The following is a 26,107-nucleotide window of genomic DNA, read 5'->3' on the forward strand; positions in this document are numbered from 1 at the left end:
ATGATGCCGTGGCCGGCTCCCTGGGCTCCGGGAGCTGCAGGATTGGCTGTAGCCCCCGCGGTGTGGCAAAATTAGTCCTTGTGTCTGCTGGGTCCGCACCTGCCACAGGGGGAGCGCAACCAACAGCTAAGGCAACCGGCCTCATCAATCAGTGAAGTGGCCGGACCACTTACCTTTCGGCGGAAATCCCCGGTGCGCCACGAACGCCCCAGGTTTTGCTGCCGTGACCCAAAGTGAATGACCTGTGGCGTTCACCAGGAGTGCAATTATGCATATTCTCGATTCCCTCGATGCAGCCTCGCTGCGTACCGATGTTCCCGAGTTCCGCGCGGGTGACACCCTCAAGGTGCACGTGAACATCATCGAAGGCAAGAACTCCCGTGTCCAGGTATTCCAGGGCTTCGTCCTGGGCCGCCAGGGCGACGGCGTCCGTGAGACCTTCACGGTCCGCAAGGTTTCCTTCGGCGTCGGCGTGGAGCGTACCTTCCCGGTTCACTCCCCGATCATCGACAAGATCGAGGTCGTCACCAAGGGTGACGTCCGCCGCGCGAAGCTTTACTACATGCGTGCACTGCGCGGTAAGGCTGCGAAGATCAAGGAAAAGCGCGACTTCAGCACCGCCAAGTAAGTCCTTTCGGACTGCAGAGGCCGGGCCGCGGCCGTATCCGGCCAGCGCCGGAGCCATTCAGCACCAGCGCCCAGGATACGGACCATGGACCACACAAAACGCCAGCCCCGGAAAATGGGCTGGCGTTTTGCGTTCCTGGCCGTCATCCTGGCGGTTGCGGTCAGCGGACTGGTCCGATCGCTGTGGCTTGATGTCTACTTCATCCCGTCCGCGTCCATGGAACCCGTGCTGGAAGGCGGGGACCGCATCCTGGTTTCCCGGACCGATTTCCGCGCTGAGCCCATCCGGCGCGGGGACATCGTCGTCTTTGACGGAAGGGGCAGTTTCGCCCCGCTCAATAGCGGCAACGGCCCCCTGGTGGACAGCGCGGCCGCCGTCACCCACTGGATCGGCCTCACCGGCAGCGACACCACCTACGTCAAGAGGGTCATCGGGCTCCCGGGGGACTCGGTGGCCTGCTGCGACGCCGGCGGCAACGTGACGGTGAACGGAGAGCCCCTGGCGGAGCCCTACATCTTCAACGGAGATGCCCCCAGTACCCAAAAGTTCAGTGCCGTGGTCCCGGATGGCCGGCTGTGGCTGATGGGGGACCACCGCTCCGTGTCGGCCGATTCGCGAAGCCTGCTCGGAGCCCCCGGCGGCGGCATGGTCCCGCTGGACAGGGTGATCGGCAGGCCGGTCCAGATCATCTGGCCGCTTGATAGGTTTGCTTCAGTACCCCGTCCGCCTGCAGGACCAACAACAGAGAACGGACAGTAGATGCCCGAGAACCACGCGCGGACTCCCGAACCACGCCATGAAGGCGCTTCGGACGTTCCGGCCGATGCCGTTCCCGGGACTTCCGGCCAGCGCCCTGACGCGCCTGCGGCCGGCGCCGAGGGCAGTCGCGCCGCCGCCAAGTCAGCGGCGAAGCCCGCCGGCAGCCCCGTCTTCGCGTGGCTGAAGGAAGTGGCCACGGTGGTGGTGATCGCCGTCGTCCTTTCCTTCCTGATCAAGACCTTCCTGTTCCGTGCGTTTTTCATCCCGTCCGAATCCATGGTCAATACCCTGGAAGTGGACGACCGTATCTTCGTCAACCTCCTGGTCCCCGAGCCGTTCGCGCTGAACCGCGGCGACGTCGTGGTTTTCCGGGATACCAAGGGCTGGCTCCAGGCCGCGCCCGAACAACCGCAGGGTCCCTTCACCTGGGTCCAGGACGGGCTGACATTCGTTGGCCTGCTGCCGGACAATTCCGAGCAGCACCTGGTCAAGAGGGTCATCGGGCTCCCGGGGGACCATGTGGTCTGCTGCGATGCCGGCGGTAGACTGACCATTAACGGGACCGCCATTAACGAGAGCTACATCAACCCGGCTGAAATCCCGCAGATCCGCAACTTCGACGTGACTGTCCCCGAGGGCAAGGTGTGGGTGATGGGAGACAACCGTAACCATTCCGCCGACTCCCGCGCCCACATGGACTCCGACGGCGGATTCATCGACATTGCCGACCTCGAAGGCAAGGCCGCCGTCATCGCCTGGCCACTGAGCCGGTTCACCACCCTGGGCAACTATCCGGATGTGTTCCGCAACGTACCGGCGGCGCCCTGACCATGCCCGCCGCACTTAAGACCAGGACGGGCTCCACCAGGGTTCCCCAGGCCAAGGCACCCACCCTCAGGCACGAGCGGACCTTCAAGGCCCAGGGGATCCGGTACCTTGCCGGTGTGGACGAGGTGGGGCGCGGCGCGCTTGCCGGGCCCGTCAGCGTGGGCATCGCCGTGGTGGACCTGGAACGGCAGAAGCCCCTGGCCGGGGTCCGGGACAGCAAACTCCTGGCCCCTGCGGAGCGGGAACGCCTTGACCCGCTGGTCCGCCGGTGGAGCGTGGCCTCGGCAGTGGGCCACGCCTCAGCGCAGGAAATCGACTCCATCGGCATTATCGCCGCGTTGCGCCTTGCAGGAACCAGGGCGTGGCAGGAAGTCCTTTCTGCGGGTGTCCGCCCCGAGGCGGTGCTCCTGGACGGAAGCCACAACTGGCTTTCACCTGCCGGGCAGCTGTCCCTGTTCGACGAGCCCATGGTGGAGGCCAGCTGCGACGCTCCGGTTCACACCAAGGTCAAGGCGGATATGCAGTGCCTGAGCGTGGCGGCTGCCAGCGTCATCGCAAAGGTTGAGCGGGACCGGTTGATGCGGGAGCTCCATGGGGAGTTCCCGGACTTCGGCTGGGACATCAACAAGGGCTACGCCACCGCACTGCACCGGGACGTCCTCCGTGCGGCCGGACCCACGCCGTATCACCGGGTCAGCTGGCGGCTCCTTGGTGGGGAACTGGCTGACGCCGGCCTGCCGGACGGTGCAGGGCCAGGCGGGGAAGAAGCTGCCGCGGGGGCCTGAGCCCCGCGCCGGACACCAGCCGCCCTGCCGATGGTGCAAGATGGAAGCATGAGTGCCGAGGATCTTGAAAACTATGAAACCGACATGGAGCTTCAGCTCTACCGTGAATACCGCGATGTCGTCGGGCTGTTCAGCTACGTTGTCGAGACCGAACGCCGCTTCTACCTGGCCAACCATGTGGACCTTCAGGCCCGCAGCGCAGACGGCGAGGTCTACTTTGACCTGACCCTGCAGGATGCCTGGGTCTGGGACGTCTACCGTTCTGCACGGTTCGTCAAGAGTGTCCGCGTCCTGACCTTCAAGGACGTCAACGTCGAAGAGCTTCCGCGCAATGAGGAGCTTGCCCTGCCCAAGGATGTCGACCTGGGCAACTAGCACCCTGCACTGCCTGGACTTCTCCTGCACAGCTGACCTTTCCTGCACAGGGCCTGCCGGCCCCGGTTCATCCACATAGGGGACCGTCGTCCTGTCCTTCGTGTCCCAGCCCGTCCAGGCTGGTTGCGGAGGTAGACATGAAATCGAAAGACCTGCTGGGCCGGCACGGCGAGGACCTTGCCGCCGGTTACCTGGAAACCCTCGGCATGCTCGTGGTGGAGCGCAACTGGCGCTGCACCGAGGGCGAAATAGACATCGTCGCGCTCGACGGCGATGCCCTGGTGATCGCCGAGGTCAAAACCCGCCGTACCCTCGATTACGGCCATCCCTTTGAAGCCGTTGGCCCGGACAAGCTGGCGCGGCTGCACCGGCTTGGGGCCGCATGGTGCCGGGACCGTGAGCTTCGGATGCCGCTGCGGCGCGTTGACGTCATCGCCGTGATTGACGACGGCGGCGGGTCGCCCCTGGTGGAGCACCTCAGGGGGGTGGGCTGAATGCCGCTGGGACGCACCTACTCCATCGCCCTGGTGGGGCTGAACGGCTACATGGTGGAGGTCGAGGCCGACATCGGCCAGACGCTCCCTGCATTCGTACTGCTCGGGTTGCCGGACGCCTCCCTGAACGAGGCCAAGGAGCGGATCCGGTCGGCTGCGAAGAATTCCGGAATTCCGCTGAGCCGCCGGAAGATCACCGCCAACCTCATCCCCGCGTCCCTGCCGAAGCGGGGATCCGGATTCGACCTGGCGGTGACCATGGCCGTACTCCGTGCCGCCAATGACATCAAACCCACCGGGCGGACGGTGTTTATCGCCGAGCTGGGACTCGACGGCCGGCTGCGCCCTGTTCGCGGCATCCTTCCGGCGGTGATGGCCTCGGTGCAGGCCGGTTATCCGGACATCGTTGTGGCGCAGGCAAACCTGGCGGAGGCATCGTTGGTTCCTGATGCCAACGTGCGGGGGTACAGCACCCTGGCCCGGCTGGCGCTGGAATTCGGCGCGGATCCCCAGGAGCTTGCGCTGGATTTCGAACCCGAGGACCCGGACAGCCCCGGGGACGCAGGAGTGGAGGCCGGCACCTACCCTGACATGGCGGACGTCTCCGGCCAGGGGGATGCCCGGCGCGCACTGGAAGTCGCAGCTGCCGGCGCGCACCATCTCCTCCTGACGGGCCCTCCGGGCGCGGGCAAGACCATGCTGGCGGAACGCCTGCCCGGGCTCCTGCCGGATCTTGGCGACCATGAGTCCATGGAGGTCACAGCCATCCATTCGCTGTGCGGACTGCCGTCGTCCCCGGTGCAGCTCCTCCGGCGGCCACCCTTCGAAAGCCCGCACCACTCCGCAACCGCGGCGGCCATCATTGGGGGAGGCTCCGGGCTTCCCCGGCCCGGAGCTGCTTCCCGTGCCCACCGCGGAGTCCTGTTCCTTGACGAGGCACCCGAGTACGAGCGCCGCGTGCTGGATGCCCTCCGCCAGCCCCTGGAAAGCGGAGAACTGGTGATCCACCGCTCAGCCGGAACCGCTGCTTATCCAGCACGGTTCCAGCTTGTGCTTGCCGCCAACCCCTGTCCCTGCGGCAAGGCCTCCGGTAAAGGCCTCGACTGCACCTGCACGCCCATGATGCGGCGGCGCTACCTGGCCAGGATGTCCGGTCCGCTCCTCGACAGGGTGGACATCCAGCTTCAGGTGGAACGGGTCTCGCTGGCCGACTTCGGACAGGCAGGGGCCGAGGAAGACACGGCAACCGTCGCACGGCGGGTGTTGGGCGCCCGGTCCCGTCAGCTGGAGAGGTTGGCCGCCTACGGGCTGGAGACCAATGCGCAGGTCCCCGGCCGCGTACTCCGGGGTGAGCTTCGGCTCCCGCCGGCAGTCACCCGCATCCTGGACCATTCCCTGGAACGTGGTGTCCTCACCGCCCGCGGGTATGACCGGGTGCTCCGGCTCGCATGGACCCTTGCCGATTTGGGATACCGGGAGCAACCGGACATCAACGACATCGGCCAGGCGCTGGGGCTTCGGCAGGCAGCGGCGGCGGCAGCATGAGGGAGGCAACCATGGATGTGGGCAGCGAGCGGCGTTCCCGAGCCGCCCTCTCACGCCTCATGGAACCCCAGGACGCTGCCGGACTTGCCCTGGTGCAGGCGGTCGGGGCAGTGGACGCCCTGCGGATCGCCACGGGGCAACTGTCGGCCGGCCCCGAGCTGGAGCAGGAGATCACCGCGCTGCTCTCGGACGGGGGCTCCGGCACCAGCTGGGCAGGGATGGCCGCTTCCCTGAAACGCTGGCATCCCCGGATACCCGACCTGGCCCCCGACCGGGACCTTGCAACCATGGCGCGACTGGGCGGGCGGTTGATCATCCCGTCGGACGAATTGTGGCCGGTCCAGCTGGCAGACCTTGGAATCCAGGAACCGATCTGCCTCTGGTGGCGGGGCCAGGAACAGCCGCTGCCCGGAGCAGCAACATCCATAGCCCTGGTTGGCTCGCGGGACAGCACAAGTTACGGCGCCGCCGTCACCGGCGATCTTGCCTACTCGCTAGCCCAGCGCGGCTTCACCGTGGTGTCGGGAGGGGCCTACGGCATCGACGCGCATGCCCACCGGGCCGCCCTCGCCGGAGCGTCCGGTGCGGTCCCCACCATTGCTGTGATGGCAGGGGGAGTGGACCGGTTCTATCCTTCTGGGAACGAGGATCTCCTGCGGGCCGTGTGCAACCAGGGCGCCGTCCTGGCCGAGGTTCCTCCGGGCTCCGCCCCCACGCGCTACCGGTTCCTGCAACGTAACCGCATCATTGCCGCCCTGTCCGCCGTGACCGTGGTGGTGGAGGCCAGGTGGCGGTCCGGGGCGCTCAACACCGCCCATCACGCGGAGACCCTTGGCCGGGCGGTCGGCGCTGTGCCGGGGTCCGTGCACAGCGCCAACTCGGCCGGATGTCACCGGCTTCTGAGGGATGGAGGAGCAGTCTGCGTAACGGATGCTGCCGAGGTTGCCGAGTTGGCCGGCCCCAGTGGCTCCGCCCTCCCTGATCCCCGCCACGGGCAGGCTGCAGTGCAGGACGGGCTGACGCTGGAGGATCTGATCCTCCTGGACGCGCTGCCGCTGCGCTCCGTGACATCGGTCGAAAAGCTCTCGGTGGTGGCGGGCCTGGCCCAGGTGTCGGTGCGGGCCGGGCTGGGCCGGCTGGGCCTGCTGGGCCTCGCCGTCTCAGAACGGGGAGGCTGGAAACGCGGCAAGGCAACCGGCTGACGCCCACTTCATAGCGGGTCCGGGCCGCCCGGTACGGGAAGCGCAGGCACCGGGTTGAGTGGAGCGTGTCAGCCAATAGTTTCCCAGCCGCAGCTGAGAGAGTAGGTGGGTGGATAATGAGGGATTGCCTGCGGAGCTCGGCGGGGCGCTTGAGGCCTTCGCGCGGTACCTCTCCGCCGAGCGTGCGGTCTCCCCCCACACTCTCCGCGGATACCTGGGCGATGTCCGCAGCCTCCTGTCCCACGCTGCGTCTGAAGGCGCTGTCCGGCTCCACGACCTGGAACTCGGAACGCTCCGGCGCTGGCTCGGTGCCCAGAGCCAGGAGGGCGCGGCGCGGAGCACTTTGGCCCGCCGGTCCGCCTCTGTCAGGGTTTTCACGGCCTGGGCCATGGCGGAGGAGCGTATCGCCACCGATCCCGCGCTCAGGCTCAAGGCCCCGAAACGCGAGCAGTCCCTGCCCGGGGTTTTGCAGGCCGGGCAGTTAACCCGGCTGCTGGCCACCTTGGAAGAAGCGGCGGCCGAGGGTGCGCCGCTCGCCCTGCGGGACCGTGCCATCGTGGAACTGCTCTACGCCACGGGAGTCCGGGTGGGCGAACTGGCGGGGCTGGATGTTGATGACCTGGACCCGGACCGGCGCACTTTGCGCGTGATCGGCAAGGGCAACAAGGAGCGCACTGTTCCGTACGGTGTTCCGGCAGCCCTCGCGGTGGATGACTGGCTGCGGCGCGGCAGGCCACTGCTTGCCCGGGACAACAGCGGGCCGGCCCTCTTCCTGGGCGCCCGGGGCGGAAGGGTGGACCAGCGGCAGGTCCGTTCCATGGTCAACAACCTTTTCGCCGGGCTGGGGGACACCTCCGCGTCAGGCCCGCACGCGCTGAGGCATTCGGCGGCCACGCACCTGCTGGACGGGGGAGCCGATCTGCGCGCAGTGCAGGAAATCCTCGGGCACAGCAGCCTGGCCACCACCCAGATCTACACCCACGTCTCGGTTGACCGGCTGCGCAAGAGCTACCAACAGGCCCACCCAAGGGCGTAAGTCCGCGGTGCAGAATCGCACTGGCGTAATTTGGTGCGGTACGGCACAATAAGAGTCACGTCCGGCAACTTTCAAGTCCCGCTTGAAGCTACCAGCTTCTTGCGTCACGGTAAGCCCGGACACAGCTTTATCTGATACATCTGAATACGCAGGCAGGAACTACAGCCGCAGTGCACGGCACGGCAGTTCCATCCAGGCAGAGGTCGTTGGGGAAGACGTACCTAGAGCTATGGAGGATGGAATGTCTGTTGCAATGACCCGCGGTGTGCTGTTCGTTCACTCGGCCCCTACGGCTCTGTGCCCCCACGTTGAGTGGGCCATCGGATCCGTCGTGGACAAGCGGACGGACCTTGAGTGGACCCCGCAGCCTGCCGCGCCCGGAATGTTTCGGGCCGAGCTGTCCTGGACCGGTGCCCCCGGTACGGGATCACAGCTTGCGTCGTCCCTGCGGGGGTGGGCGCATCTCCGGTATGAGGTCACCGAGGAGCCGAGCCAGGGTGTCGACGGCGGCCGCTGGTCCCACACCCCGGAGCTGGGCATCTTTCACGCTGTCACCGACGTGCACGGCAACATCATGGTGTCCGAGGACAGGATCCGGTACGCCTACGAGTCAGGTGCCGGCGACCCCGCAGCCGTCTACCACGAGCTTTCCCTTGCCCTCGGCGAGGCCTGGGACGAGGAACTCGAGCCGTTCCGGCACGCCGCCGAAGGCGCACCCGTTCGTTGGCTCCACCAGGTGGGCTGACCGCCGTCGACCTGAATTTTCCATAGCAAAGAGGAGGCCCCGCCGAATGGCGGGGCCTCCTCTTGTAGGCGGTTCGACGTCCTGAAGGTCAGACGCTGCGGACCGCAATGACGGCGTTGTGGCCACCGAAGCCGAACGAGTTGCTCAGCGCCACGATGTTGCCGGCCGGCAGGTCGCGGGCTGAGGTGACGACGTCGAGCGGGATCTCCGGGTCCTGGTTTTCCAGGTTGATGGTGACCGGTGCCTTCCGGTCGTAAACAGCAAGCACTGTCAGGACGGCCTCGACAGCGCCGGATGCGCCCAGGAGGTGGCCCATCTGGGACTTCGTTGCGGAAACGGCGACGTTGTCCACATGGCTTCCCAGTGCAGCCCGGAGGGCAGTGTATTCAGGCTTGTCTCCCACCGGCGTTGACGTGGCGTGCGCGTTCACGTGCACCACGTCCTCAGGCTGGATGCGGCCATCGAACATGGCAGCTTTGAGTGCACGGGTGGCACCCAGGCCTGCGGGGTCGGGAGCCGTGATGTGGTAGGCATCAGCGGTGACGGACGTTCCCGCCAGTTCACCGTAGATGCGCGCTCCGCGGGCCAGGGCGTGCTCCTCAGCCTCGAGGACCAGTGCACCGGCGCCTTCGCCCATGACAAAGCCGTCGCGGCCCGTGTCGTAGGGACGGGAGGCGCCCTGCGGGTCGTCGTTCCGGCGGGAGAGTGCCTGCATGGAGGCGAAGGCTGCGAGGGGCATCGGGTGGATGGCTGCTTCGGCGCCGCCGCACATGACCACGTCGGCCTTGCCTGAGCGGATCAGGTCGAGCCCAAGGTGCAGGGCTTCGGTGCCGGACGCACAGGCGGAAACAGGGGTGTGGGCACCGGCGCGGGCGCCGAGGTCCAGGCTGACGGCTGCGGCAACACCGTTGGGCATCAGCATGGGAACGGTCATGGGGAGGACCCGGCGGGGGCCTTTTTCCTTGAGGGTGTCCCAGGCGTCAAGGAGCGTCCAGACGCCCCCAATGCCCGTGGCGAAGGCGACTGCCAGCCTGTCCTTGTCAAAGTCGGTGATGCCGGAGTCAGCCCACGCCTCACGGGCGGCGATGACGCCGAACTGGGTGGACGGGTCCATGCGCTTGGCCTCGACGCGGCTGAGCACGTCCAGGGCGGGGGTGCTGCAACGCGCGGCGAAGTGGACGGGCAGCTCGTACTTGGCTACCCAGTCGTCCTCCAGGGTGCGGGCACCGGAGACCCCCTTGAGCGCGTTGTTCCACATCGTGGGTACATCGCCGCCGATGGGCGTGGTGGCACCCAGACCGGTGATGACTACTTTGCGTGTCATGGGATCACTCTTTCGTCGGTGGGGAATCCGTCTGCCGGAGGTCCCGCGTATTGATGATCGGCATCCTGCTGCAAGCAACATCACTGCCAGGAACAGCCCCCTGGGAGCAGTCCTGTGTGGGCAGGTACCGGAAAAATGCGGCGGGCTGCCGGCCCGGTCGTCCGGACCGGCAGCCCTGCCATGCCGATTGAACGGCGGAAGCCTTGGTTAGGCCTGTGCTCCGGCGATGAAGCTGACGGCGTCGCCGACGGTCTTGAGGTTCTTGACCTCTTCGTCCGGGATGCGCACGCCGAACTTCTCTTCGGCGTTTACCACAATGGTCATCATGGAGATGGAGTCGATGTCCAGGTCCTCGGTGAAGGACTTGTCCAGCTCCACGGCCTCGGGGGCCAGGCCGGTTTCTTCGTTGACGATTTCAGCCAAGCCGGCCAGGATCTCTTCGTTGCTAGCCATTGATGGCTCCTTTTCTTGTATTGCCGGCAGGGGCTGCCGGAAATGGTTCAGGACGCGGTTGCGGCCTGTTGGGGCGTTCCTAAGGAAGGACAACTACCTGTGCGCCGAAGACGAGCCCGGCTCCGAATCCGATCTGGAGGGCCAGCCCGCCGCTCAGTTCCGGTTTTTCGGCCAGCAGGCGGTGGGTGGCCAGCGGAATGGACGCGGCCGAGGTGTTACCTGCATCGGCGATGTCCCGTGCCACTGTAACCGTCTCGGGCAGCTTCAGTTTCTTCACCATCTCGTCGATGATGCGCATGTTGGCCTGGTGGGGGATGAAGGCCACCAGGTCCTCTGCCTGGACTCCGGCTGCGTCCATGGCCTGCTGGGCCACCTTTGCCATCTCCCACACTGCCCAGCGGAAGACGGTCTGGCCGTCCTGGCGGAGGGTGGGGTACAGTTCCTGGGCTTCCTCGAGCAGGGCAAGGTCCCCTGTCGAATCCGACTGGCGGGCAGCCATGCCGAGGTCGCGGACATCGAGCATGGAACGGGTCATGCCGATGGCGTCCCACTTGCTGCCGTCCGACCCCCAGACCGAAGGTGCGATTCCGGGAGTTTCGGAGGGGCCAATGACAACGGCGCCGGCACCGTCCCCGAGCAGGAAGGAGATGGTGCGTTCACGGTTGTCGATGACGTCTGACAACTTCTCAGCGCCCACCACCAGGACATACTTCGCGGCGCCTGAACGGACCAGGGCGTCCCCCTGGGCGATGCCGTAGCAGTAGCCGGCGCAGGCTGCGGAGATGTCAAATGCAGGTGCCGGGGTGGCGCCTAGGCGGTCTGCCAGGGCGGCCGCGGCAGACGGCGTGGCGTAGGGATGGGTCACGGTGGAGACAATGACGGCCCCCAGGTCCGAAGCCTGGATTCCAGCCTTATCCATGGCCTCGCGGGCAGCGCCCTCGGCCATGTCGATGACGCTGACCCCGGCCGGGGCCCGGTGCCGGGTCACGATGCCGGTGCGCTGGCGGATCCATTCATCGGAGGAATCGATCCACTGGCACACGTCCTCATTGGTGACGATAACGTCCGGCCGGAAGGCACCCAGGCCGAGGATCCGGGTGTGCTCCTGAATCGGGGCCTGTTTCAGCGTGGGAACGCTCATGCGTTGCCCTCCAGTTCTGCGAAAAGCGCCAGTGCGGCGGAAAGGTCGTCCGGGGTTTTGACCGCGACGGTTTTGACGCCGGGCATGCCCCGCTTGGCGAGGCCGGCAAGCGTGCCGGCAGGAGCAAGTTCAATGACGCCGGTGACGCCCCGCGCGACCATCGTCTCCATGCACCGGTCCCAGCGGACAGGACGTGACACCTGGGCAATGAGGCTCTCGACGGCGGCGTGGCCGTCGGTGACGTCACCGCCATCGTAGTTGGACAGCAGCGGCACCTTCGGGGCCTGCGGCTTCAGCTGGGGTTCCAGCGCCTTCAGGGCACTGACTGCGGGAGCCATGTGGCTCGTGTGGAAGGCGCCGGCAACCTTCAGGGGAATGACCCGGGCCTTGGCCGGCGGGTTCTCGGCCAGGGCCTTCAGCTGGTCAAAAGTGCCGGCGGCAACGGTCTGGCCGGCGCCGTTGACGTTGGCCGGGGTGGCGCCCGTGGCGGTGATGGCTGCCAGGACCTCGGCGGGGTCGCCGCCCACCACTGCGCTCATGCCGGTGGGGGTGACGGCTGCGGCTGCGGCCATGCTGTTGGCACGCTCGCGGACGAAGGTCATGGCCTCCTGCTCGGTGAGTACGCCTGCGAGGGCGGAGGCGGTGATTTCACCAACGGAGTGGCCTGCCAGGATGACCGGCAGGGAGCTGAGTTCAACATCGAACAGGGAAGCGGCCGCAACAAGTCCGGCAGCCACGATCAGGGGCTGCGCTACGGCAGTGTCCTTGATGGTGTCTTCGTCGGAAGTGGTCCCGTGGGCGATCAGGTCAATGCCTGCGATGTCGCTGAGGGCGGCCAGCTGGCCTGCCACCGGGGGCAGTTCCAGCCAGGGGGCCAGAAAACCCGGGGTCTGTGAGCCCTGTCCAGGGCAGACTATTGCAAGCACGTATCCAGCTTTCCAAATTACTGTGTGATCCAGCGGTGTTTGTCCGCACCAAGCTCACGGGGTCAGGTTGTAGGAAGTCTACAACGCGTTAGGGCTGATTCCGGGACGGCTGGCGTTCAACCGCAGCTTTCGGTGGCGTCGAAAGACGGCCCACAACGAGTGCGGCCTGCAGGACAAAAGCCTCCCTTGGCAGGAGCGGATCCCACCCTGTGACGTCGCAGACGCGCTTCAAACGGTACCGCACAGTGTTCGCGTGAACGAAGAGTTCCCGGGCTGTCGCCTCCAGTGAATGCCCCAGCTCCAGGTAGGTGCCGAGGGTTTCAACAAGCCCGTTGGACGCGGCCAGCAAGGGTCGGTAGATGTTCTTGACCAGGGAACGGCGGGCGGCGTCGTCCCCGGAGATGACCCGTTCCGGCAGCAAATCGTCGGCAGCCACGGGCCGGGGGGCGGACGGCCACGCCCTGGCCGCGGTCAGCCCGGCAAAAGCCGACTGGGCGGACCCGCTGGCTTCCAGCAGCGAACCGGCCTCAGGGCCGTACACCACAGGGCCGGGAGCAAACATTTCGCTGAGTTTCACATATGCGGTTTCCCTGTCCTGTACGCCGCCCAGGATGAGGATGAGCCGGTCGCCCTGGATGCCCACCAGCGCGTCCTCCGCGTACCGGCCGGCCATCCGGCGCAGTTCGCTGACGTAGCTGGCACTGGGCTCCGAAGGGGAGTTGCCCACCATGACCGTGAAGCGCTCCTGGGCCTTCCAACCAAGCGCCGCGATCCTGGAGCGCAAAGCGTCCGTGTTCTCGCCGCGCAGGATGGCGTCCACAATCAGGGCCTCGAGCCGGGTATCCCAGGACCCCCGGGATTCCGCGGCACGCGCGTAGACGTCCGCCGCAGCAAAGGCAACCTCCCTCGAGTAGCGCAACACGGCTTCACGGAGGGACGGCTGGTCGGCCTCCGGTGCAATGACCGGTACCTGGTCCTCCACCACCTCCACCACGATCCGGATCAACTGCAGCGCTTTCTGCAGGCTGATGGAGCGGGTCAGTTCGGTGGGTGCTGTTCCAAAGACGTCCGTCAGGATCCATGACGGAGAGCTGGGCCTCTCATACCACGTGACGAAAGCCGCAATGCCGTTCTGTGCCACCATGCCCAGCGCCGAGCGCTCGTCCGAGCTGAGCCGGCTGTACCAGGGCAGGGACTTTTCCAGCTCGCGCATGGTGGTGGTGGACAGCTGGCCCACGTTTGCCCGCAGTTTCTTGAGGGTCTCCGACTTCTCCGGAGTAACCCCCGGAGTGGACGGTTTGCGCTTGGCGGACGGGGTGGCGGGTGCTGGCATTCTTTGAGCATACGGGCAGCGTCCCGCAACCTCCATTTGTGCAAAGGCTACAATCCACATTGCCCTGCGTCACATGGCCACCGGGCCTTAACGGACGACGGCGGCCCCCGCCTTTCGGAGGGGGCCGCCGTCGCGTCTTTATTCAGGAAACAGGCTAGGCCTCGCCGCCGGCGTTGCCCGTGGTGCCCGCATTGACGTTGTGAAGCCTGTACTTCTCAATCGCCTTGATCGGGGCCTGCGCATCCACCTCGCCGCGGCGGGCGAGCATCTCCAGTGAACGCACCACGATGGAATGGGTGTCGTTTTTGAAGAAGCGGCGGGCTGCTGCGCGGGTGTCGGAGAAGCCGAATCCGTCGGCGCCGAGGGTGGCGAATTCGTTGGGGACGAATTGGCGGATCTGGTCCGGGACGGCTTTCATGTAGTCGGAGACGGCGACGACGGGTCCGGTGGCTCCTTCGAGCTGCTGGGTGACGAAGGGGACGCGGGCGGGTTCGCCGGGGTTGAGGAAGGCTTCCTCTTCGGCGGCGAGTCCGTCGCGGCGCAGTTCGTTCCAGGAGGTCACGGACCAGACGTCGGCGGAGACTGACCAGTCTTCGGCGAGGATCCGCTGGGCTTCGATGGCCCAAGGGACGGAGACGCCGGAGGCCAGGATCTGGGTCCGGGGACCGTCGATCTTCGCCGGGGCCAGCAGGTAGATGCCCTTGATGACGCCCTCGACGTCCAGTTCCTCCGGTTCGGCGGGCTGGGTGATGGGCTCGTTGTAGACCGTGAGGTAGTACATCAGGTTCCGGTCTGTGTTGTCTCCCTCGGAGCGCTCCCCGTACATGCGTTCGAGGCCGTCCCGGATGATGTGGCCCATTTCGTAGCCGTAGGCGGGGTCGTAGGTGACCACGGCGGGGTTGGTGGAGGCGAGCAGGGGGGAGTGTCCGTCGGCGTGCTGGAGTCCTTCGCCGGTGAGGGTGGTCCGTCCTGCGGTGGCGCCGATGATGAAGCCGCGGGTCATCTGGTCTGCTGCTGCCCAGAACGCATCGCCGGTGCGCTGGAAGCCGAACATGGAGTAGAACACGTAGACCGGGACCAGGGGCACGCCGTGGGTGGCGTAGGCGGTGCCGGCGGCGGTGAACGCTGCCACGGCGCCGGCTTCGTTGATGCCGGGGTGGATCAGCTGGCCCTGGGCGGATTCCTTGTAGGCCAGGACCAGGTCGCGGTCCACGGAGAGGTAGTTCTGGCCCTTGGGGTTGTAGATCTTCGCGGTGGGGAAGAACGCGTCCATGCCGAACGTGCGTGCCTCGTCCGGGATGATCGGGGCGATGTGCTTGCCGAAGTTCTTGTCCCGCATCAGGTCCTTGAGCAGGCGCACGAAGGCCATGGTGGTGGCGGCCTGCTGTTTGCCCGAGCCGCGTTTGGCGACCTCGTAGGACTTGGCCTCGGGCAGGGTGATCTCGGCGTGCTTGGACCGGCGTTCAGGAACGGACCCGCCCAGGGCCGCGCGGCGCTCCATCATGTACTTGATTTCCGGAGCGTCCGTACCGGGGTGGTAGTACGGGGGCTGGTACAGGTCTTTTTCGAGCTGGTCGTCCGTGACGGGGATCCGCAGGTGGTCGCGGAACTTCTTCAGGTCATCCAGGGTGAGTTTCTTCATCTGGTGGGTCGCGTTGCGGCCCTCGAAGTGCGGTCCGAGGCCGTAGCCCTTGACGGTTTTGGCGAGGATGACGGTGGGTTTGCCCTTGAATTCGGTGGCTGCCTTATACGCGGCGTAGACCTTGCGGTAGTCGTGGCCGCCGCGTTTGAGGTTCCAGATCTGGTCATCGGTGAGGTCCGCGACGAGGTCCTTGGTGCGGGGGTCCTTGCCGAAGAAGTGTTCGCGGACGAACCCGCCGGATTCTGCCTTGTAGGTCTGGTAGTCCCCGTCGGGGGTTTCGTTCATGATCTTCACCAGCGACCCGTCGGTGTCCTTGGTGAGCAGGTCATCCCATTCCCGGCCCCAGACGACCTTGATGACGTTCCAGCCCGCGCCGCGGAAGAACGCCTCGAGTTCCTGCATGATCTTCCCGTTGCCCCGCACAGGCCCGTCCAGGCGCTGGAGGTTGCAGTTGATCACGAAGTTCAGGTTGTCCAGGTTCTCGTTCGCGGCGAGCTGGAGCAGGCCGCGGGATTCGGGCTCGTCCATTTCCCCGTCGCCCAGGAACGCCCAGACCTGCTGGTCGCTGGTGTCTTTCAGGCCGCGGTTGTGCAGGTACCGGTTGGACTGGGCCTGGTAGATCGCGTTCATCGGCCCGATGCCCATGGACACGGTGGGGAATTCCCAGAACCCGGGCATCAGCCGCGGGTGCGGGTAGGAGGACAGGGCGTGGCCTTCCTTGGACTTTTCCTGCCGGAACCCGTCCAGGTCCTCCTCCGAGAGCCGGCCCTCCATGAACGCCCGGGCGTACATGCCGGGGGAGGCGTGGCCCTGGAAGAAGACCTGGTCACCGCCGCCGGGGTGGTCCTTGCCGCGGAAGAAGTGGTTGAAACCCACCTCGTACAGGGTCGCGGCCCCGGCATAGGTGGAGATATGCCCGCCCACCCCGATGTTCGCCCGCTGCGCACGGTGGACCATCACCGCGGCGTTCCACCGCATGTACGCCCGGTACCGGCGCTCGTACTCCTCGTTGCCCGGGAACTCCGCTTCCTGGTCCACCGGGATCGTGTTCACGTAATCGGTCGTGGTCACCATCGGCACCCCGACGCTCTGCGCACCCGCACGCTGCAGCAGGCTCCGCATGATGAATTGGGCACGCTCAGTGCCCTGTTCCCTGATCAAGGAATCCAGGGACTCAACCCACTCGGCAGTCTCTTCCGGATCACGATCAGGCAGCTGGTTAGTCAACCCGCTGAGGATATGGGAGGTATCTTCTCCTGCAGCCACGTCCAACCTCTCTTTGCGCGCATTGATGGCGCACTCAGGCCGGGCAGGGTGACCGCCCGGCGTACATACGCCGTGTGCGACGTATCGGTTACAACAGCCCGGTCATGTGTGCCGGGCAGGGTCCTAGCATTCCTACGTCTGCATTGGAGTTACAGGGTTGTTGCCCCGCAGGCATAGTTGTCACCTGCCACTCTAACTCTGTCCCCAACGCGATGCGTAGCCGCGGCTTGGGCGGCCCGGTTGTATTTCGCCGTCATACTGGTTGTGTGACGAAAAGCCGCTGTGCTGCGGGTTGGCGGAACCTGGTGTGACGCAGAATATGCCACATCACGGGGGCGGCAGCTTGAAGCTCAGGCACAAAGGGTGTTGGCTGGGAGTAATGGAAATCACTATGCGCACCGCGCATAAAAGGCATTGGAGGTACACGTGAGCGAGGCCGACGCCGCCACTTCGGTAAATGTGGCGGAAAAATTGGGTTTCAAGAATGGGGATCTGATTCAGGAGTTCGGTTACGACGACGACGTCGATTTCGACTTGCGTGACGATATTGAGGACCTGACGGGTTCCGAGCTGCTGGACGAGGACGACCATGAAGTGGCGGACGCCGTCGTTTTCTGGTGGCGCGACGGCGACGGGGACCTGGTGGACAGCCTCATGGATTCGCTGACCACGCTGAGCGAAAACGGCGTCGTCTGGGTCCTGACACCCAAGTCCGGAAGGACTGGATACGTCTCCCCGGCGGACATCCAGGAAGCGGCGCCGACCGCCGGACTGCACGTGACGACGTCGGCAGGCGTGTCCAAGGACTGGAGCGCAACGCGGCTGGTGAGCAGGAAGAACAAGTGACGGCAGCGCTTGCCGCTGCCTCCGTTGCCGTCCCCGCCGTTGGCGCTCCGGCACCCGACTTTGAACTCGTCAATCAGTACGGCGAGCCGGTCAGGTTGTCCGCCTTCCGCGGCCAGAACGTGGTGCTGGTGTTCTATCCGTTTGCCTTCTCCGGCATCTGCACCGGCGAGCTCTGCGAAATCAGGGACAACCTGGCCCTGTTCGAAGACGAGAATGCCGTTGTCCTGGCGGTCTCCGTTGACAGCAAGTTCACCTTGCGGGCATACGCCCAGCGGGAGGGGTATACCTTCGACCTGCTGGCGGACTTCTGGCCCCATGGCGCTGCAGCAAGCCTCTATGGTGTCTTCGACCCCGAGAGCGGAATGGCGCTGCGGGGCACGTTCATCATCGATGCCGGGGGCACCATCCGCTACACCGTGGTGAACCCGCGCGGACAAGCCCGGGACCTCGGCGAATACCGCAAGGCGCTGGCCGGGCTGGATAAGGCCTGACGGATTATGGCTGAGCAGCGGCATGGTGTGGGCCTCACGGGCTTTGCCAGCATGCCGCCGGTTCCTCCCGCCATGCCTTCCGCCGATGAGCTGGAGGTCCTGGTCCGCATCAGGGACCTGCTGGGAGGGGGCCGGTTCGCCCTCCTTACCGGTGCCGGCCTAAGCACCGACTCGGGCATTCCCGACTACCGTGGGCCGGGGTCGCCGCCGCGGACACCCATGACATACCAGGAGTTCGTCAAGGCGGCCGCGAACCGCCAGCGCTACTGGGCGAGAAACCACATCGGATGGTCACACCTCCGCCACGCTGATCCCAACCAGGGCCACCGTGCCGCTGCCGAACTGGAACGCCGTGGACACCTGACGGGCCTCATCACGCAGAACGTGGACCGGCTCCACCAGGACGCCGGCAGCGTCAATGTTGTGGACCTCCATGGCCGGTATGACCAGATAGTGTGCCTGGACTGCCGCCGGACCTACTCCCGCCGCCTGCTGGCAGGAATGCTGGAGGAATTGAATCCCGGCTTCCTTGACCGGGCGAAGGAATCAGGCCTGGTGGAAATGGCGCCGGATGCCGATTCAACCGTGGAGGACCAATCCCTGATCAGCAGCTTTGTTGTTGCTGTGTGCCCAGCCTGTGGAGGAACACTGAAACCGGACTTCGTGTACTTCGGGGAGAACGTGCCCAAGGACAGGGTTGAAACGTCGTACCGGATGGTCGACGACGCCGCGGCGCTGGTGGTCGCGGGCTCCTCCCTCACGGTGATGAGCGGCCTCCGGTTTGTCAGGCACGCGGCGAAGGACGGCAAACCGGTGGTCATCATCAACCGTGGGGCCACCCGCGGGGACGACAAGGCGACCGTCAAGCTTGAAGCTGGCGTCAGCGAATCGTTGACCTGGCTCGCCGCTGAGCTGCCGCCGGTATAGCCGGGCGGCGGAATGGGCAGGGCGGGTGCGCCGATTCGCACTTTATGCCCGGCGTCGGGTAGAGTCTATGTTCGTTGGTCAGGGCGCAGCAGCGCCTGATACGGCAACCATGGGTCTTTAGCTCAGCTGGTAGAGCGCCACGTTTACACCGTGGATGTCATCGGTTCGATCCCGGTAGGACCCACCAACAAACCCCGCAGTCTCCGCCTTAAGGCGGAAGCTGTGGGGTTTTTTGTTGCCTCCTTACTACTGCCCCCTTACTGCTGCCCGGGTTTCCCGTGCGGTGTCCCGGCCCGGCGTGAATGTCGGCCCCCTGCCATAGCTTGCAGGCATGGAACACGTGATTGTGAGGACAGGCACCGACGGCAGGCCGACGGCGGTGCTCAGCAGTGGCAGGGAATGGGCCGTGGGTGCCGAACCGGTGAGGTGGTTCGAACGGGTCAACTGGTGGGAGACGCGCCGCCGGATGCCCAAGGGGCTCAGCAGGGTGGACGTCGAGGTCCTCCAGCTTCAGGTCCGGCTGGGCAGGAACGCGGGGTCAGCCCTCACCACCATGCTCCTGGAAAGGGACGGGATGGGCGGGGGCTGGCGGCTCCGGGAGGCGGTTGCAGATGCCGCCTAGGGGAGGCCCGACGCCGGAACAGGCCTTTCAGGGCAATGGAAAACCCTCCACCGCGACTATTGGGGGATGCCGCGGTGGAGGGCCTGAGTTGAATATACCGTGAACTTACGGAAACAAAAAGCCGATTCCTGCTGTGTCATGCACCAACTGCGGTGCGCCTGGAATGCCGCAGCGGTTCGATGCTCCGGCCGCGGACCGTGAACCGCGGGCCGGGGTCAGCGGTGCACGGGGATAAAAACCCGGGGCTGTTCCGTCCAGGTGTCTGACATCTGCGACATGGTCCGCCTCATGATCTTGTCGGAGGCCTCGCGGGCAGCGCCGGCGTCGCCCCGGGCAATTGCCTCCGCCACATCCACGTGCCACTGCAGTGCTGCCTCGTGCGGATGGTCGGGCATCAGCCCATGCACGGTCCGGCCCGTCAGGGTTTCGGCCACCTGCCCCATGAGGTTCGCAAACATCTCGTTACCGGATCCGGAGAGCAGCAGCGAATGGAACTGGATGTCCAGCTCAAGGAAGCGTGGCACTTCCCCCCTGTGGCCGGCGTCGCGCATTGCATGGGCAACATCCACCAGCTCCAGCCGCAGCGGCGCGGGGGCGTTCTGCGCGGCAAGTTCGGCAGCTGCCGGTTCCACGGCCGACCTCAGCTCGGCCAGGGACCGCAGCTGGGCACCGCGCGCCTTGCTGGCGAGCCGCCAGCGGATGACCTGCGGGTCAAAGGGGTTCCAGCGGCTCGGCGGCAGGACCCGGATTCCCACCCGCTTGGTGGTTTCCACCAGCCCAAGGGATTGCAGCACACGGACGGCCTCGCGGATCACCGAACGCGAAACCTTGAGCTCATCCTCAAGCTTTTCGGCAAGCATGATATGGCCGGCAGGAAGCTCGCCCGAGATGATGCGCGTGCCCAGGTTCTCAATGGCACGGTGGTGCAGGCTGCTGGTCATGCAGCTAAGCCTAGTGGGAACAGGTCGGCCGGGAAGCAGCCGTCCTTGACTGGCAGCGACACAAACTGTTCCATTACGTGGGCGTTACTTTCCTGTGACTTCATGAATATATATGCTTTATTCAGACCCTTGGTCTGCAACGGTCTTCCGAGCACCGGGAGCCACTGCACATCCATCGCACAGTACGAATTGGAGTTTTGATGTCTGCACACATCGGTGTCACCGGCCTCGCGGTGATGGGCGCCAACCTGGCCCGCAACCTGGCCCGCAACGGCTTCACGGTCGCCCTGCACAACCGCTCAGTCGAAAAGACGGACGCCCTGCTGGCAAAGCACGGTACGGATGGCGACTTCATCCGCACCGAAACCCTGCAGGAGCTGGTGGACTCCCTCGAGAAGCCGCGCCGGGTCCTCATCATGGTGAAGGCCGGCAAGCCGGTTGACTCCGTGATCGAGCAGCTTGAGCCCCTGCTGGAACCCGGCGACATCATCATCGACGCCGGAAACTCCCACTACGAGGACACCCGCCGCCGTGAGGCCGCCCTCGCCAAGAAGGACCTGCACTTCGTGGGCGTCGGCGTTTCCGGTGGTGAGGAAGGTGCCCTGAATGGACCCTCCATCATGCCCGGCGGTTCCAAGGAGTCCTACAAGGCCCTCGGCCCGCTGCTCGAGAAGATCTCCGCAAAGGTCGACGGCGAGCCCTGCTGCGCCTGGGTGGGCACCGACGGCGCCGGCCACTTCGTCAAGATGGTCCACAACGGCATCGAATACGCCGACATGCAGGTCATCGGCGAAGCCTTCGACCTGCTCCGTTCCGGTGCCGGCATCGAGCCCGCGGAGCAGGCCAAGATCTTCACCGACTGGAACAAGGGCGAGCTGTCCTCCTTCCTGATCGAAATCTCCGCCGAGGTCCTGGGCCACGTGGACGCCAGGACCGGCAAGCCGTTCGTGGACGTCGTGGTGGACGCCGCAGGCCAGAAGGGCACCGGCCGCTGGACCGTTATCTCGGCCCTGGAACTGGGTTCCCCGGTCTCCGGCATCGCCGAATCCGTGTTCGCCCGTGCACTGTCGTCCCAGGCCGGCCAGCGCAAGCTGGGCCAGGAACTGCTGGCAGGCCACGAGGCCGACGTCGAAATCCCGGAGACCTTCGTCGAGGACGTCCGCCAGGCGCTCTACGCCTCCAAGCTGGTTTCCTACGCCCAGGGCCTGGACATGCTCACCTCGGCAGCCAAGGAATACAACTGGGACCTGAAGCTGGACGAGATCGCCTCGCTGTGGCGGGCCGGCTGCATCATCCGCGCAGAACTGCTCAAGGACATCACCAAGGCCTACGCCGCTGAAGAGAAGCCCGCCAACCTGCTGTTCGCTCCGGCATTCACGGAAGCGATCGCCGGCGCCCTTCCCGCCTGGCGCCGCGTGGTGGCCACGGCTGTCCAGCTGGGAATCCCGGTTCCGGTCTTCTCCTCCTCACTGGCCTACTACGACGGACTGCGCCGCAAGCGCGTCGCCGCAGCCCTCATTCAGGGCCAGCGCGACCTCTTCGGCGCCCACACCTATGGCCGCGTCGATGCGGAAGGCACGTTCCACACCCTGTGGGGCGAGGACAAGTCCGAAATCGAAGCGGTGGACACCCACTAGGTTCCGCCTCAGGGCACAAAAGGCGGGCAGTTTCCGGTGATCCGGAAACTGCCCGCCTCTTCTTCTTGCTCTTGTTTTGCTGGACGGCCCAAGGGCCGGCCCCGTCAGATGCGGTATTCGATGTCGTATTCCGCCGGGTCAACCGCCGGCTTGGTTTCGCGCTGGGCGTCACGGTGGCGCCACTTCGCGGGGACGCCTGTGACGATCGATTCCGGCGGGGCGTCCTTGACCACCACGGCGTTGGCGCCCACGGCGCTGTCCCTGCCGATGGTGATGGGGCCCAGGATCTTTGCACCGGCGCCAATGGTCACGCGGTCGCCGATGGTGGGGTGGCGCTTGATCCGTGCGAGTGAGCGGCCGCCCAGGGTGACGCCGTGGTAGATCATCACGTCCTCACCGATTTCCGCGGTTTCGCCGATGACCACGCCCATGCCGTGATCGATGAAGAAGCGGCGGCCGATGGTGGCCCCCGGATGGATCTCGATCCCGGTCAGGAAGCGGCCCAGCTGCGAGAGCAGCCGCGCCGGGAAACGCAGGGCCGGATTCTGCCACAGCCGGTGCGTCAGCCTGTGGATCCAGATGGCATGCAGCCCGGAGTATGCGAAAAAGTTCTCGAAAGAACCTCGAGCCGCCGGGTCGTGGGACCGGGCGGCGTCGAGGTCTTCCTTTAGTCTTGCGAAAAAGCCCACAGAGTTCTTTCTACAGGAAACGGGCGAAGAGCGGCCTGGTCAGCCGCGGATGTCGTCATAGAGCACGGTGGAGATGTAACGCTCACCGAAGTCGCAGACGATGGCGACGATCAGCTTGCCCGCGTTTTCGGGGCGCTTCGCCAGCTCCAGTGCGCCCCAGACGATCGCTCCGGAGGAGATGCCGCCAAGGATGCCTTCCTTGACGCCGAGCTCGCGGGCCACGCGAACGGAGTCCTCGAGGGTGGCGTCCAGGACCTCGTCATAGATGTTGGTGTCCAGGATTTCGGGCACGAAGTTGGCCCCGATGCCCTGGATCTTGTGCGGGCCGGGGGCGCCGCCGTTGAGGATTGCGGAGTCCTTGGGTTCGATCGCCACGATCTGGACGCCGGGCTTGCGCTCCTTCAGGACCTGGCCAACGCCGGTGACGGTTCCGCCGGTGCCCACGCCGGCAACGAAGATGTCCACGGCGCCGTCGGTGTCAGCCCAGATTTCCTCCGCCGTGGTGTTGCGGTGGATTTCAGGGTTGGCTTCGTTGGCGAACTGCTGGGCCCAGATGGAGTTTTCCGTGTTGGCCACGATTTCCTGGGCCTTCTCTACGGCGCCGCGCATTCCCTCTGAGCCGGGGGTCAGGACGATCTCGGCGCCGAAGGCGCGCAGCATGACGCGGCGTTCGGTGGACATGGTCTCCGGCATGGTCAGGATGACCTTGTAGCCGCGGGCCGCGCCCACCATGGCCAGGGCGATGCCGGTGTTTCCGGAGGTGCCTTCAACGATGGTCCCGCCCGGCTTCAGTGCACCGGACTTCTCCGCGGCGTCGACGATTGCCACACCGATACGGTCCTTGACGCTGTTGGCCGGGTTGTAGAACTCGAGCTTGACGGCGACGGTTGCATCCAGCCCCTCGCTGAGCCGGTTGAGCTTGACCAGCGGGGTGCCGCCGACCAGCTGGGTCACATCGTCATAGATCCGTGCCATGTACATACGCCTATCTCTGAGGGGTGGATACTGAGGTCAGCCTAACGAGGCAGCGTAACCGTGGCTAAGCGTTAAGCCATGCAGAGTAATATTTCCGGGCCTTGGCGAGCTTGGGGTTGATGATCACCTGGCAGTACCCCTGCTCGGGGTGCTTGGCGTAGTAGTTCTGGTGGAAGTCCTCCGCCACGTGGAAGCGGGGCAGCCGGCTGACCTCCGTGACGATCGGATGGGCCCACAGCGACTGGTTGCGGTCAATCGCTTCCTCGAAAAGTATCTTCTCCTCGGTGGTCTCGTAGAACATCGAGGAACGGTACTGGGTTCCCACGTCGTAGCCCTGGCGGTTCAGCGTTGTGGGATCGTGCAGGGCGAAGAACATGTCAAGGACCACCTCTTCCGGGATGATCTCCTCGTCGAACGTCACAGCCACCACCTCGGCGTGCCCGGTGGTGCCGTTGCACACGGAGTAATAGTCGGGGTTGGGATCGTGGCCGCCCGTGTAGCCGGACACCACAGCGCTGACACCCTTGGTCTTCTGGTAGACAGCGTCGAGGCACCAGAAGCAGCCTCCGCCTAAAACAAAAGTTTTCATGACTTCTTCAATGGTTGGGGGCGCCGGATGATTCCCTGTGCGCCGCGGGCGCCGCCCGTCGCCGTGCGGTGCGGAGGACGCGATGGGGTAAAACTAAGACTATGGAACCTGTGGACACCGACGTTACCGGCCCTGAAAATCACGACGGCGGGCCTCGCGGCGGCGAGGCCTCTTCCAGCAAAGAGGCGTCCGGTAAGGATGCGGCGGCCGGGCAGCCGCAGGTCCCCACTTTGGGCGAGATGCTCCTGGCCGTGGAGGAACTGTGGCCCGAGTCCCTGGCGGAGAACTGGGATGAGGTGGGGCTGGTGGCGGGACACCCCTCGGCTCCTGTCACGAGGGTCATGTTTGCCGTGGACCCCACCCTGGAAGTCATCGAAGAAGCAGTGGAGTGGGGTGCCGAACTCCTGATCACCCACCATCCGCTGCTGCTGAAGGGTGTCACGTCAGTCGCTGCCACCACGCCCAAAGGCCGGGCCGTCCACCGGTTGATCGAGTCCGGCACAGCCCTGCTGACCGTCCACACCAACGGCGATTCCGCAGTCGGGGGCGTGTCCGATGTCCTGGCCGACGCCCTGGGCCTGCAGGACGCGGCCCCGCTCACGGTTGCGGCAAACGGACTGCCGGAGGAGGGCATCGGGCGGGTGGGGGACCTGCCGGAGGCCATGAGCCTGGGAGACTTTGCTGCCCGGGTGTTTGGCATCCTGCCCTCCGTGGCAGGGGGAGTGCGGGTGTCCGGCGACAAGGACGGCCTGGTTCGGCGCATTGCCGTCTGCGGCGGCGCGGGTGACTCGCTCTTCAACGAGGTCAGGGCCAGCAACGCCGACGTCTACGTCACGGCGGACCTCCGCCACCATCCGGCGTCGGAAGCAAGGGAAGCTGCCCACAACGGCCGGCCCTACCTGATTGACGTTTCGCACTTCGCCAGCGAGTGGCTGTGGCTGCCGGCTGCGGCAGCCGCGCTGGGCAATGTCCTCGCCGACCAGGGCCATGACGTCGAAATCCAGGTCAGCACCACCAACAGCGATCCCTGGGACTTCATCCTCACTCCGGGCTAAGCCCGGCGCCGGTGGGGACACAGCGAGGCGGGGGAGCAGGGCAGGCGCTAGAGTCTAGGAAGCGCCGTCCAGGCGCCCGGCACCGGCCGGAAGGGATCAAGCGGAGGTAACAGTGGCGAAGGCAGCACCGGCGGAACAGTTGAAGTTGCTTGGACTGCAGGGGCTGGATGCCAAGCTGAAGTCGCTTGCCAACCGCCGCCGCGCGCTGGAAACCGATCCGCGCATCAAGGACCTCGAAGCCGCCCTTTCCGTCGCCAACGGTGAACTGGGCGCCGCGAAAGTGGCTGTCCACGACGCCGAAGCCGAACTCAGGCGCGCCGAGGCGGACGTGGAGCAGGTTGCCTCCCGTATCCAGCGGGACGAGGCACGGCTGAACAGCGGCACGGGTCTGTCCAAGGACCTGGTGGCCCTCCAGAAGGACATCGCCTCGCTCAACAAGCGGCGCTCGGACCTGGAGGACATTGAACTCGAGGTGATGGAGCGCCTTGATTCCCTGCGGGCCACCCAGGCCCGGCAGCAGGGGATTGTGGACGACATCCAGGGATCGTTCGGCACCATCCGCGCCGAGCTGGACGCGGAACTGGCCGCTGTGGAAGCGGAAGCGGGTGGCTTCCGCGCGCAGCGCTCCGAATTCGCCGCGGGCCTCGATGCGGGCCTGCTGGCCGTCTATGAAAAGACGCTGGCCAGGCGCGGAGTGGGCGCCGCCAGGCTGTTCCATGGCACGTCCGAGGCGTCCGGCATGAAGTTGAGCCCCGGCGACCTTGCCGAGGTCAAGGCCGCAGCTGCCGACGACATCGTCTTCTGCCCGGACTCCGGCGCCATCCTGGTCCGCTCCGAAGAGTGGGCCTGACTC

Annotated in this window: 27 protein-coding genes and 1 tRNA gene; 18 read left to right on the forward strand and 10 right to left on the reverse strand. The window is 65.8% G+C overall.

Translation table 11 applies throughout. The annotated features are described in order from the left end of the window. Window positions 1–268 precede the first annotated feature (268 nt). The 10 genes from rplS to IEX43_RS00475 all read left to right on the forward strand — a co-directional run bounded on the left by rplS (window position 269) and on the right by IEX43_RS00475 (window position 8,397). Window positions 269–628, forward strand: coding sequence for a 50S ribosomal protein L19 (rplS, locus tag IEX43_RS00430; RefSeq protein ID WP_066276805.1), 360 nt, complete (start codon window positions 269–271; stop codon window positions 626–628). An 84-nt stretch (window positions 629–712) separates the two neighbouring features. Continuing rightward, on the forward strand, window positions 713–1,387 hold the full coding sequence (gene lepB / locus IEX43_RS00435; protein WP_188808597.1) for a signal peptidase I: 675 nt from the start codon (window positions 713–715) through the stop codon (window positions 1,385–1,387). Continuing rightward, complete coding sequence (lepB, locus tag IEX43_RS00440; RefSeq protein ID WP_188808598.1) at window positions 1,388–2,215, forward strand: signal peptidase I; 828 nt, start codon at window positions 1,388–1,390, stop codon at window positions 2,213–2,215. It begins immediately after the preceding gene. Window positions 2,216–2,217: 2 nt separating this feature from the next. Beyond that, entirely contained in the window at window positions 2,218–3,000 is a 783-nt protein-coding gene (locus tag IEX43_RS00445; RefSeq protein ID WP_188808599.1) for a ribonuclease HII, read from the forward strand. A gap of 48 nt (window positions 3,001–3,048) precedes the next feature. Then, window positions 3,049–3,375 (forward strand): DUF2469 domain-containing protein, encoded by a 327-nt coding sequence (locus tag IEX43_RS00450; protein WP_056335405.1) that lies wholly within the window; start codon window positions 3,049–3,051, stop codon window positions 3,373–3,375. 137 nt (window positions 3,376–3,512) lie between these two features. Beyond that, window positions 3,513–3,869, forward strand: a complete 357-nt coding sequence (locus IEX43_RS00455) for a YraN family protein (protein ID WP_066276799.1) — start codon at window positions 3,513–3,515, stop codon at window positions 3,867–3,869. Next, a complete protein-coding gene (locus IEX43_RS00460; protein WP_188808600.1) occupies window positions 3,870–5,414 on the forward strand; it encodes a YifB family Mg chelatase-like AAA ATPase in 1,545 nt (514 codons plus the stop codon). Then, complete coding sequence (gene dprA, locus IEX43_RS00465; RefSeq protein ID WP_229666244.1) at window positions 5,411–6,616, forward strand: DNA-processing protein DprA; 1,206 nt, start codon at window positions 5,411–5,413, stop codon at window positions 6,614–6,616. The genes IEX43_RS00460 and dprA overlap by 4 nt, the downstream gene beginning before the upstream one ends. Before the next feature lie 109 nt (window positions 6,617–6,725). Next, the gene (locus tag IEX43_RS00470) at window positions 6,726–7,652 is read left to right on the forward strand and encodes a tyrosine recombinase XerC (protein ID WP_188808601.1); all 927 of its coding nucleotides are present in this window, start codon (window positions 6,726–6,728) and stop codon (window positions 7,650–7,652) included. Window positions 7,653–7,893: 241 nt separating this feature from the next. Then, window positions 7,894–8,397: a DUF3145 domain-containing protein gene (locus tag IEX43_RS00475; RefSeq protein WP_066276789.1), complete on the forward strand. Its 504-nt coding sequence runs from the start codon at window positions 7,894–7,896 to the stop codon at window positions 8,395–8,397. 88 nt (window positions 8,398–8,485) lie between these two features. Here IEX43_RS00475 and IEX43_RS00480 read toward each other — a convergent pair whose 3' ends face one another. From IEX43_RS00480 to aceE, 6 genes are all read right to left on the reverse strand, one after another. Next, on the reverse strand, window positions 8,486–9,721 hold the full coding sequence (locus IEX43_RS00480; RefSeq protein ID WP_188808602.1) for a beta-ketoacyl-[acyl-carrier-protein] synthase family protein: 1,236 nt from the start codon (window positions 9,719–9,721) through the stop codon (window positions 8,486–8,488). Window positions 9,722–9,928: 207 nt separating this feature from the next. Continuing rightward, window positions 9,929–10,174, reverse strand: a complete 246-nt coding sequence (locus tag IEX43_RS00485; RefSeq protein WP_009359314.1) for an acyl carrier protein — start codon at window positions 10,172–10,174, stop codon at window positions 9,929–9,931. Between the two features lie 79 nt (window positions 10,175–10,253). Beyond that, the gene (locus IEX43_RS00490; RefSeq protein ID WP_188808603.1) at window positions 10,254–11,315 is read right to left on the reverse strand and encodes a beta-ketoacyl-ACP synthase III; all 1,062 of its coding nucleotides are present in this window, start codon (window positions 11,313–11,315) and stop codon (window positions 10,254–10,256) included. Continuing rightward, window positions 11,312–12,241 carry an ACP S-malonyltransferase gene (locus IEX43_RS00495; protein ID WP_188808604.1) on the reverse strand — a complete coding sequence of 310 codons (930 nt, stop codon included), beginning with the start codon at window positions 12,239–12,241 and terminating at the stop codon, window positions 11,312–11,314. Before IEX43_RS00495 ends, IEX43_RS00490 begins: the two co-directional genes overlap by 4 nt. Window positions 12,242–12,329: 88 nt before the next feature. After that, window positions 12,330–13,574, reverse strand: coding sequence for a PucR family transcriptional regulator (locus IEX43_RS00500; RefSeq protein ID WP_188728069.1), 1,245 nt, complete (start codon window positions 13,572–13,574; stop codon window positions 12,330–12,332). A 154-nt stretch (window positions 13,575–13,728) separates the two neighbouring features. Beyond that, the gene (gene aceE / locus IEX43_RS00505) at window positions 13,729–16,482 is read right to left on the reverse strand and encodes a pyruvate dehydrogenase (acetyl-transferring), homodimeric type (protein WP_188808605.1); all 2,754 of its coding nucleotides are present in this window, start codon (window positions 16,480–16,482) and stop codon (window positions 13,729–13,731) included. Window positions 16,483–16,908: 426 nt separating this feature from the next. Between aceE and IEX43_RS00510 the strand changes: the two genes are divergently transcribed. The 5 genes from IEX43_RS00510 to IEX43_RS00530 all read left to right on the forward strand — a co-directional run bounded on the left by IEX43_RS00510 (window position 16,909) and on the right by IEX43_RS00530 (window position 19,368). Further along, window positions 16,909–17,328 (forward strand): DUF3052 domain-containing protein, encoded by a 420-nt coding sequence (locus IEX43_RS00510; protein ID WP_066276773.1) that lies wholly within the window; start codon window positions 16,909–16,911, stop codon window positions 17,326–17,328. Continuing rightward, window positions 17,325–17,819 carry a peroxiredoxin gene (locus IEX43_RS00515; RefSeq protein WP_188808606.1) on the forward strand — a complete coding sequence of 165 codons (495 nt, stop codon included), beginning with the start codon at window positions 17,325–17,327 and terminating at the stop codon, window positions 17,817–17,819. The genes IEX43_RS00510 and IEX43_RS00515 overlap by 4 nt, the downstream gene beginning before the upstream one ends. 6 nt (window positions 17,820–17,825) lie before the next feature. Further along, window positions 17,826–18,746, forward strand: a complete 921-nt coding sequence (locus tag IEX43_RS00520; protein WP_188808607.1) for an NAD-dependent protein deacetylase — start codon at window positions 17,826–17,828, stop codon at window positions 18,744–18,746. 111 nt (window positions 18,747–18,857) lie between these two features. Continuing rightward, a tRNA-Val gene (locus IEX43_RS00525) sits at window positions 18,858–18,933 on the forward strand. A gap of 144 nt (window positions 18,934–19,077) precedes the next feature. After that, entirely contained in the window at window positions 19,078–19,368 is a 291-nt protein-coding gene (locus tag IEX43_RS00530; protein WP_188808608.1) for a hypothetical protein, read from the forward strand. Between the two features lie 215 nt (window positions 19,369–19,583). Here IEX43_RS00530 and IEX43_RS00535 read toward each other — a convergent pair whose 3' ends face one another. Further along, a complete protein-coding gene (locus IEX43_RS00535) occupies window positions 19,584–20,309 on the reverse strand; it encodes a FadR/GntR family transcriptional regulator (RefSeq protein WP_104186114.1) in 726 nt (241 codons plus the stop codon). Between the two features lie 200 nt (window positions 20,310–20,509). Here IEX43_RS00535 and gndA point away from each other — a divergent pair, with 200 nt between their 5' ends. Next, on the forward strand, window positions 20,510–21,946 hold the full coding sequence (gene gndA / locus IEX43_RS00540) for an NADP-dependent phosphogluconate dehydrogenase (protein WP_188808609.1): 1,437 nt from the start codon (window positions 20,510–20,512) through the stop codon (window positions 21,944–21,946). Between the two features lie 104 nt (window positions 21,947–22,050). Here gndA and epsC read toward each other — a convergent pair whose 3' ends face one another. The 3 genes from epsC to msrA form a co-directional block, all read right to left on the reverse strand. Continuing rightward, complete coding sequence (gene epsC, locus IEX43_RS00545; protein WP_104186112.1) at window positions 22,051–22,635, reverse strand: serine O-acetyltransferase EpsC; 585 nt, start codon at window positions 22,633–22,635, stop codon at window positions 22,051–22,053. A 39-nt stretch (window positions 22,636–22,674) separates the two neighbouring features. Further along, window positions 22,675–23,610 carry a cysteine synthase A gene (gene cysK, locus IEX43_RS00550; RefSeq protein ID WP_104186137.1) on the reverse strand — a complete coding sequence of 312 codons (936 nt, stop codon included), beginning with the start codon at window positions 23,608–23,610 and terminating at the stop codon, window positions 22,675–22,677. A 64-nt stretch (window positions 23,611–23,674) separates the two neighbouring features. After that, window positions 23,675–24,199 carry a peptide-methionine (S)-S-oxide reductase MsrA gene (gene msrA, locus IEX43_RS00555; RefSeq protein WP_066276756.1) on the reverse strand — a complete coding sequence of 175 codons (525 nt, stop codon included), beginning with the start codon at window positions 24,197–24,199 and terminating at the stop codon, window positions 23,675–23,677. Window positions 24,200–24,309: 110 nt separating this feature from the next. On the opposite strand from msrA, the gene IEX43_RS00560 reads away from it, so the two are divergent. Beyond that, a complete protein-coding gene (locus IEX43_RS00560; protein ID WP_188809036.1) occupies window positions 24,310–25,254 on the forward strand; it encodes a Nif3-like dinuclear metal center hexameric protein in 945 nt (314 codons plus the stop codon). 112 nt (window positions 25,255–25,366) lie between these two features. Continuing rightward, window positions 25,367–26,104, forward strand: coding sequence for a zinc ribbon domain-containing protein (locus IEX43_RS00565; protein WP_188808610.1), 738 nt, complete (start codon window positions 25,367–25,369; stop codon window positions 26,102–26,104). The last annotated feature ends 3 nt before the right edge of the window (window positions 26,105–26,107 follow it).

The organism is Pseudarthrobacter polychromogenes (assembly GCF_014644495.1).
Lineage (GTDB): Bacteria > Actinomycetota > Actinomycetes > Actinomycetales > Micrococcaceae > Arthrobacter > Arthrobacter polychromogenes.

Coding starts and splice junctions, on each gene's coding strand:
- rplS (WP_066276805.1), top strand. CDS start 269: ATGCATATTCTCGATTCCCTCGATGCAGCCTCGCTGCGTACCGATGTT.
- lepB (WP_188808597.1), top strand. CDS start 713: ATGGACCACACAAAACGCCAGCCCCGGAAAATGGGCTGGCGTTTTGCG.
- lepB (WP_188808598.1), top strand. CDS start 1,388: ATGCCCGAGAACCACGCGCGGACTCCCGAACCACGCCATGAAGGCGCT.
- IEX43_RS00445 (WP_188808599.1), top strand. CDS start 2,218: ATGCCCGCCGCACTTAAGACCAGGACGGGCTCCACCAGGGTTCCCCAG.
- IEX43_RS00450 (WP_056335405.1), top strand. CDS start 3,049: ATGAGTGCCGAGGATCTTGAAAACTATGAAACCGACATGGAGCTTCAG.
- IEX43_RS00455 (WP_066276799.1), top strand. CDS start 3,513: ATGAAATCGAAAGACCTGCTGGGCCGGCACGGCGAGGACCTTGCCGCC.
- IEX43_RS00460 (WP_188808600.1), top strand. CDS start 3,870: ATGCCGCTGGGACGCACCTACTCCATCGCCCTGGTGGGGCTGAACGGC.
- dprA (WP_229666244.1), top strand. CDS start 5,411: ATGAGGGAGGCAACCATGGATGTGGGCAGCGAGCGGCGTTCCCGAGCC.
- IEX43_RS00475 (WP_066276789.1), top strand. CDS start 7,894: ATGTCTGTTGCAATGACCCGCGGTGTGCTGTTCGTTCACTCGGCCCCT.
- IEX43_RS00480 (WP_188808602.1), bottom strand. CDS start 9,721: ATGACACGCAAAGTAGTCATCACCGGTCTGGGTGCCACCACGCCCATC.
- IEX43_RS00485 (WP_009359314.1), bottom strand. CDS start 10,174: ATGGCTAGCAACGAAGAGATCCTGGCCGGCTTGGCTGAAATCGTCAAC.
- IEX43_RS00490 (WP_188808603.1), bottom strand. CDS start 11,315: ATGAGCGTTCCCACGCTGAAACAGGCCCCGATTCAGGAGCACACCCGG.
- IEX43_RS00500 (WP_188728069.1), bottom strand. CDS start 13,574: ATGCCAGCACCCGCCACCCCGTCCGCCAAGCGCAAACCGTCCACTCCG.
- IEX43_RS00520 (WP_188808607.1), top strand. CDS start 17,826: ATGGCTGAGCAGCGGCATGGTGTGGGCCTCACGGGCTTTGCCAGCATG.
- IEX43_RS00530 (WP_188808608.1), top strand. CDS start 19,078: ATGGAACACGTGATTGTGAGGACAGGCACCGACGGCAGGCCGACGGCG.
- IEX43_RS00535 (WP_104186114.1), bottom strand. CDS start 20,309: ATGACCAGCAGCCTGCACCACCGTGCCATTGAGAACCTGGGCACGCGC.
- gndA (WP_188808609.1), top strand. CDS start 20,510: ATGTCTGCACACATCGGTGTCACCGGCCTCGCGGTGATGGGCGCCAAC.
- cysK (WP_104186137.1), bottom strand. CDS start 23,610: ATGGCACGGATCTATGACGATGTGACCCAGCTGGTCGGCGGCACCCCG.
- msrA (WP_066276756.1), bottom strand. CDS start 24,199: ATGAAAACTTTTGTTTTAGGCGGAGGCTGCTTCTGGTGCCTCGACGCT.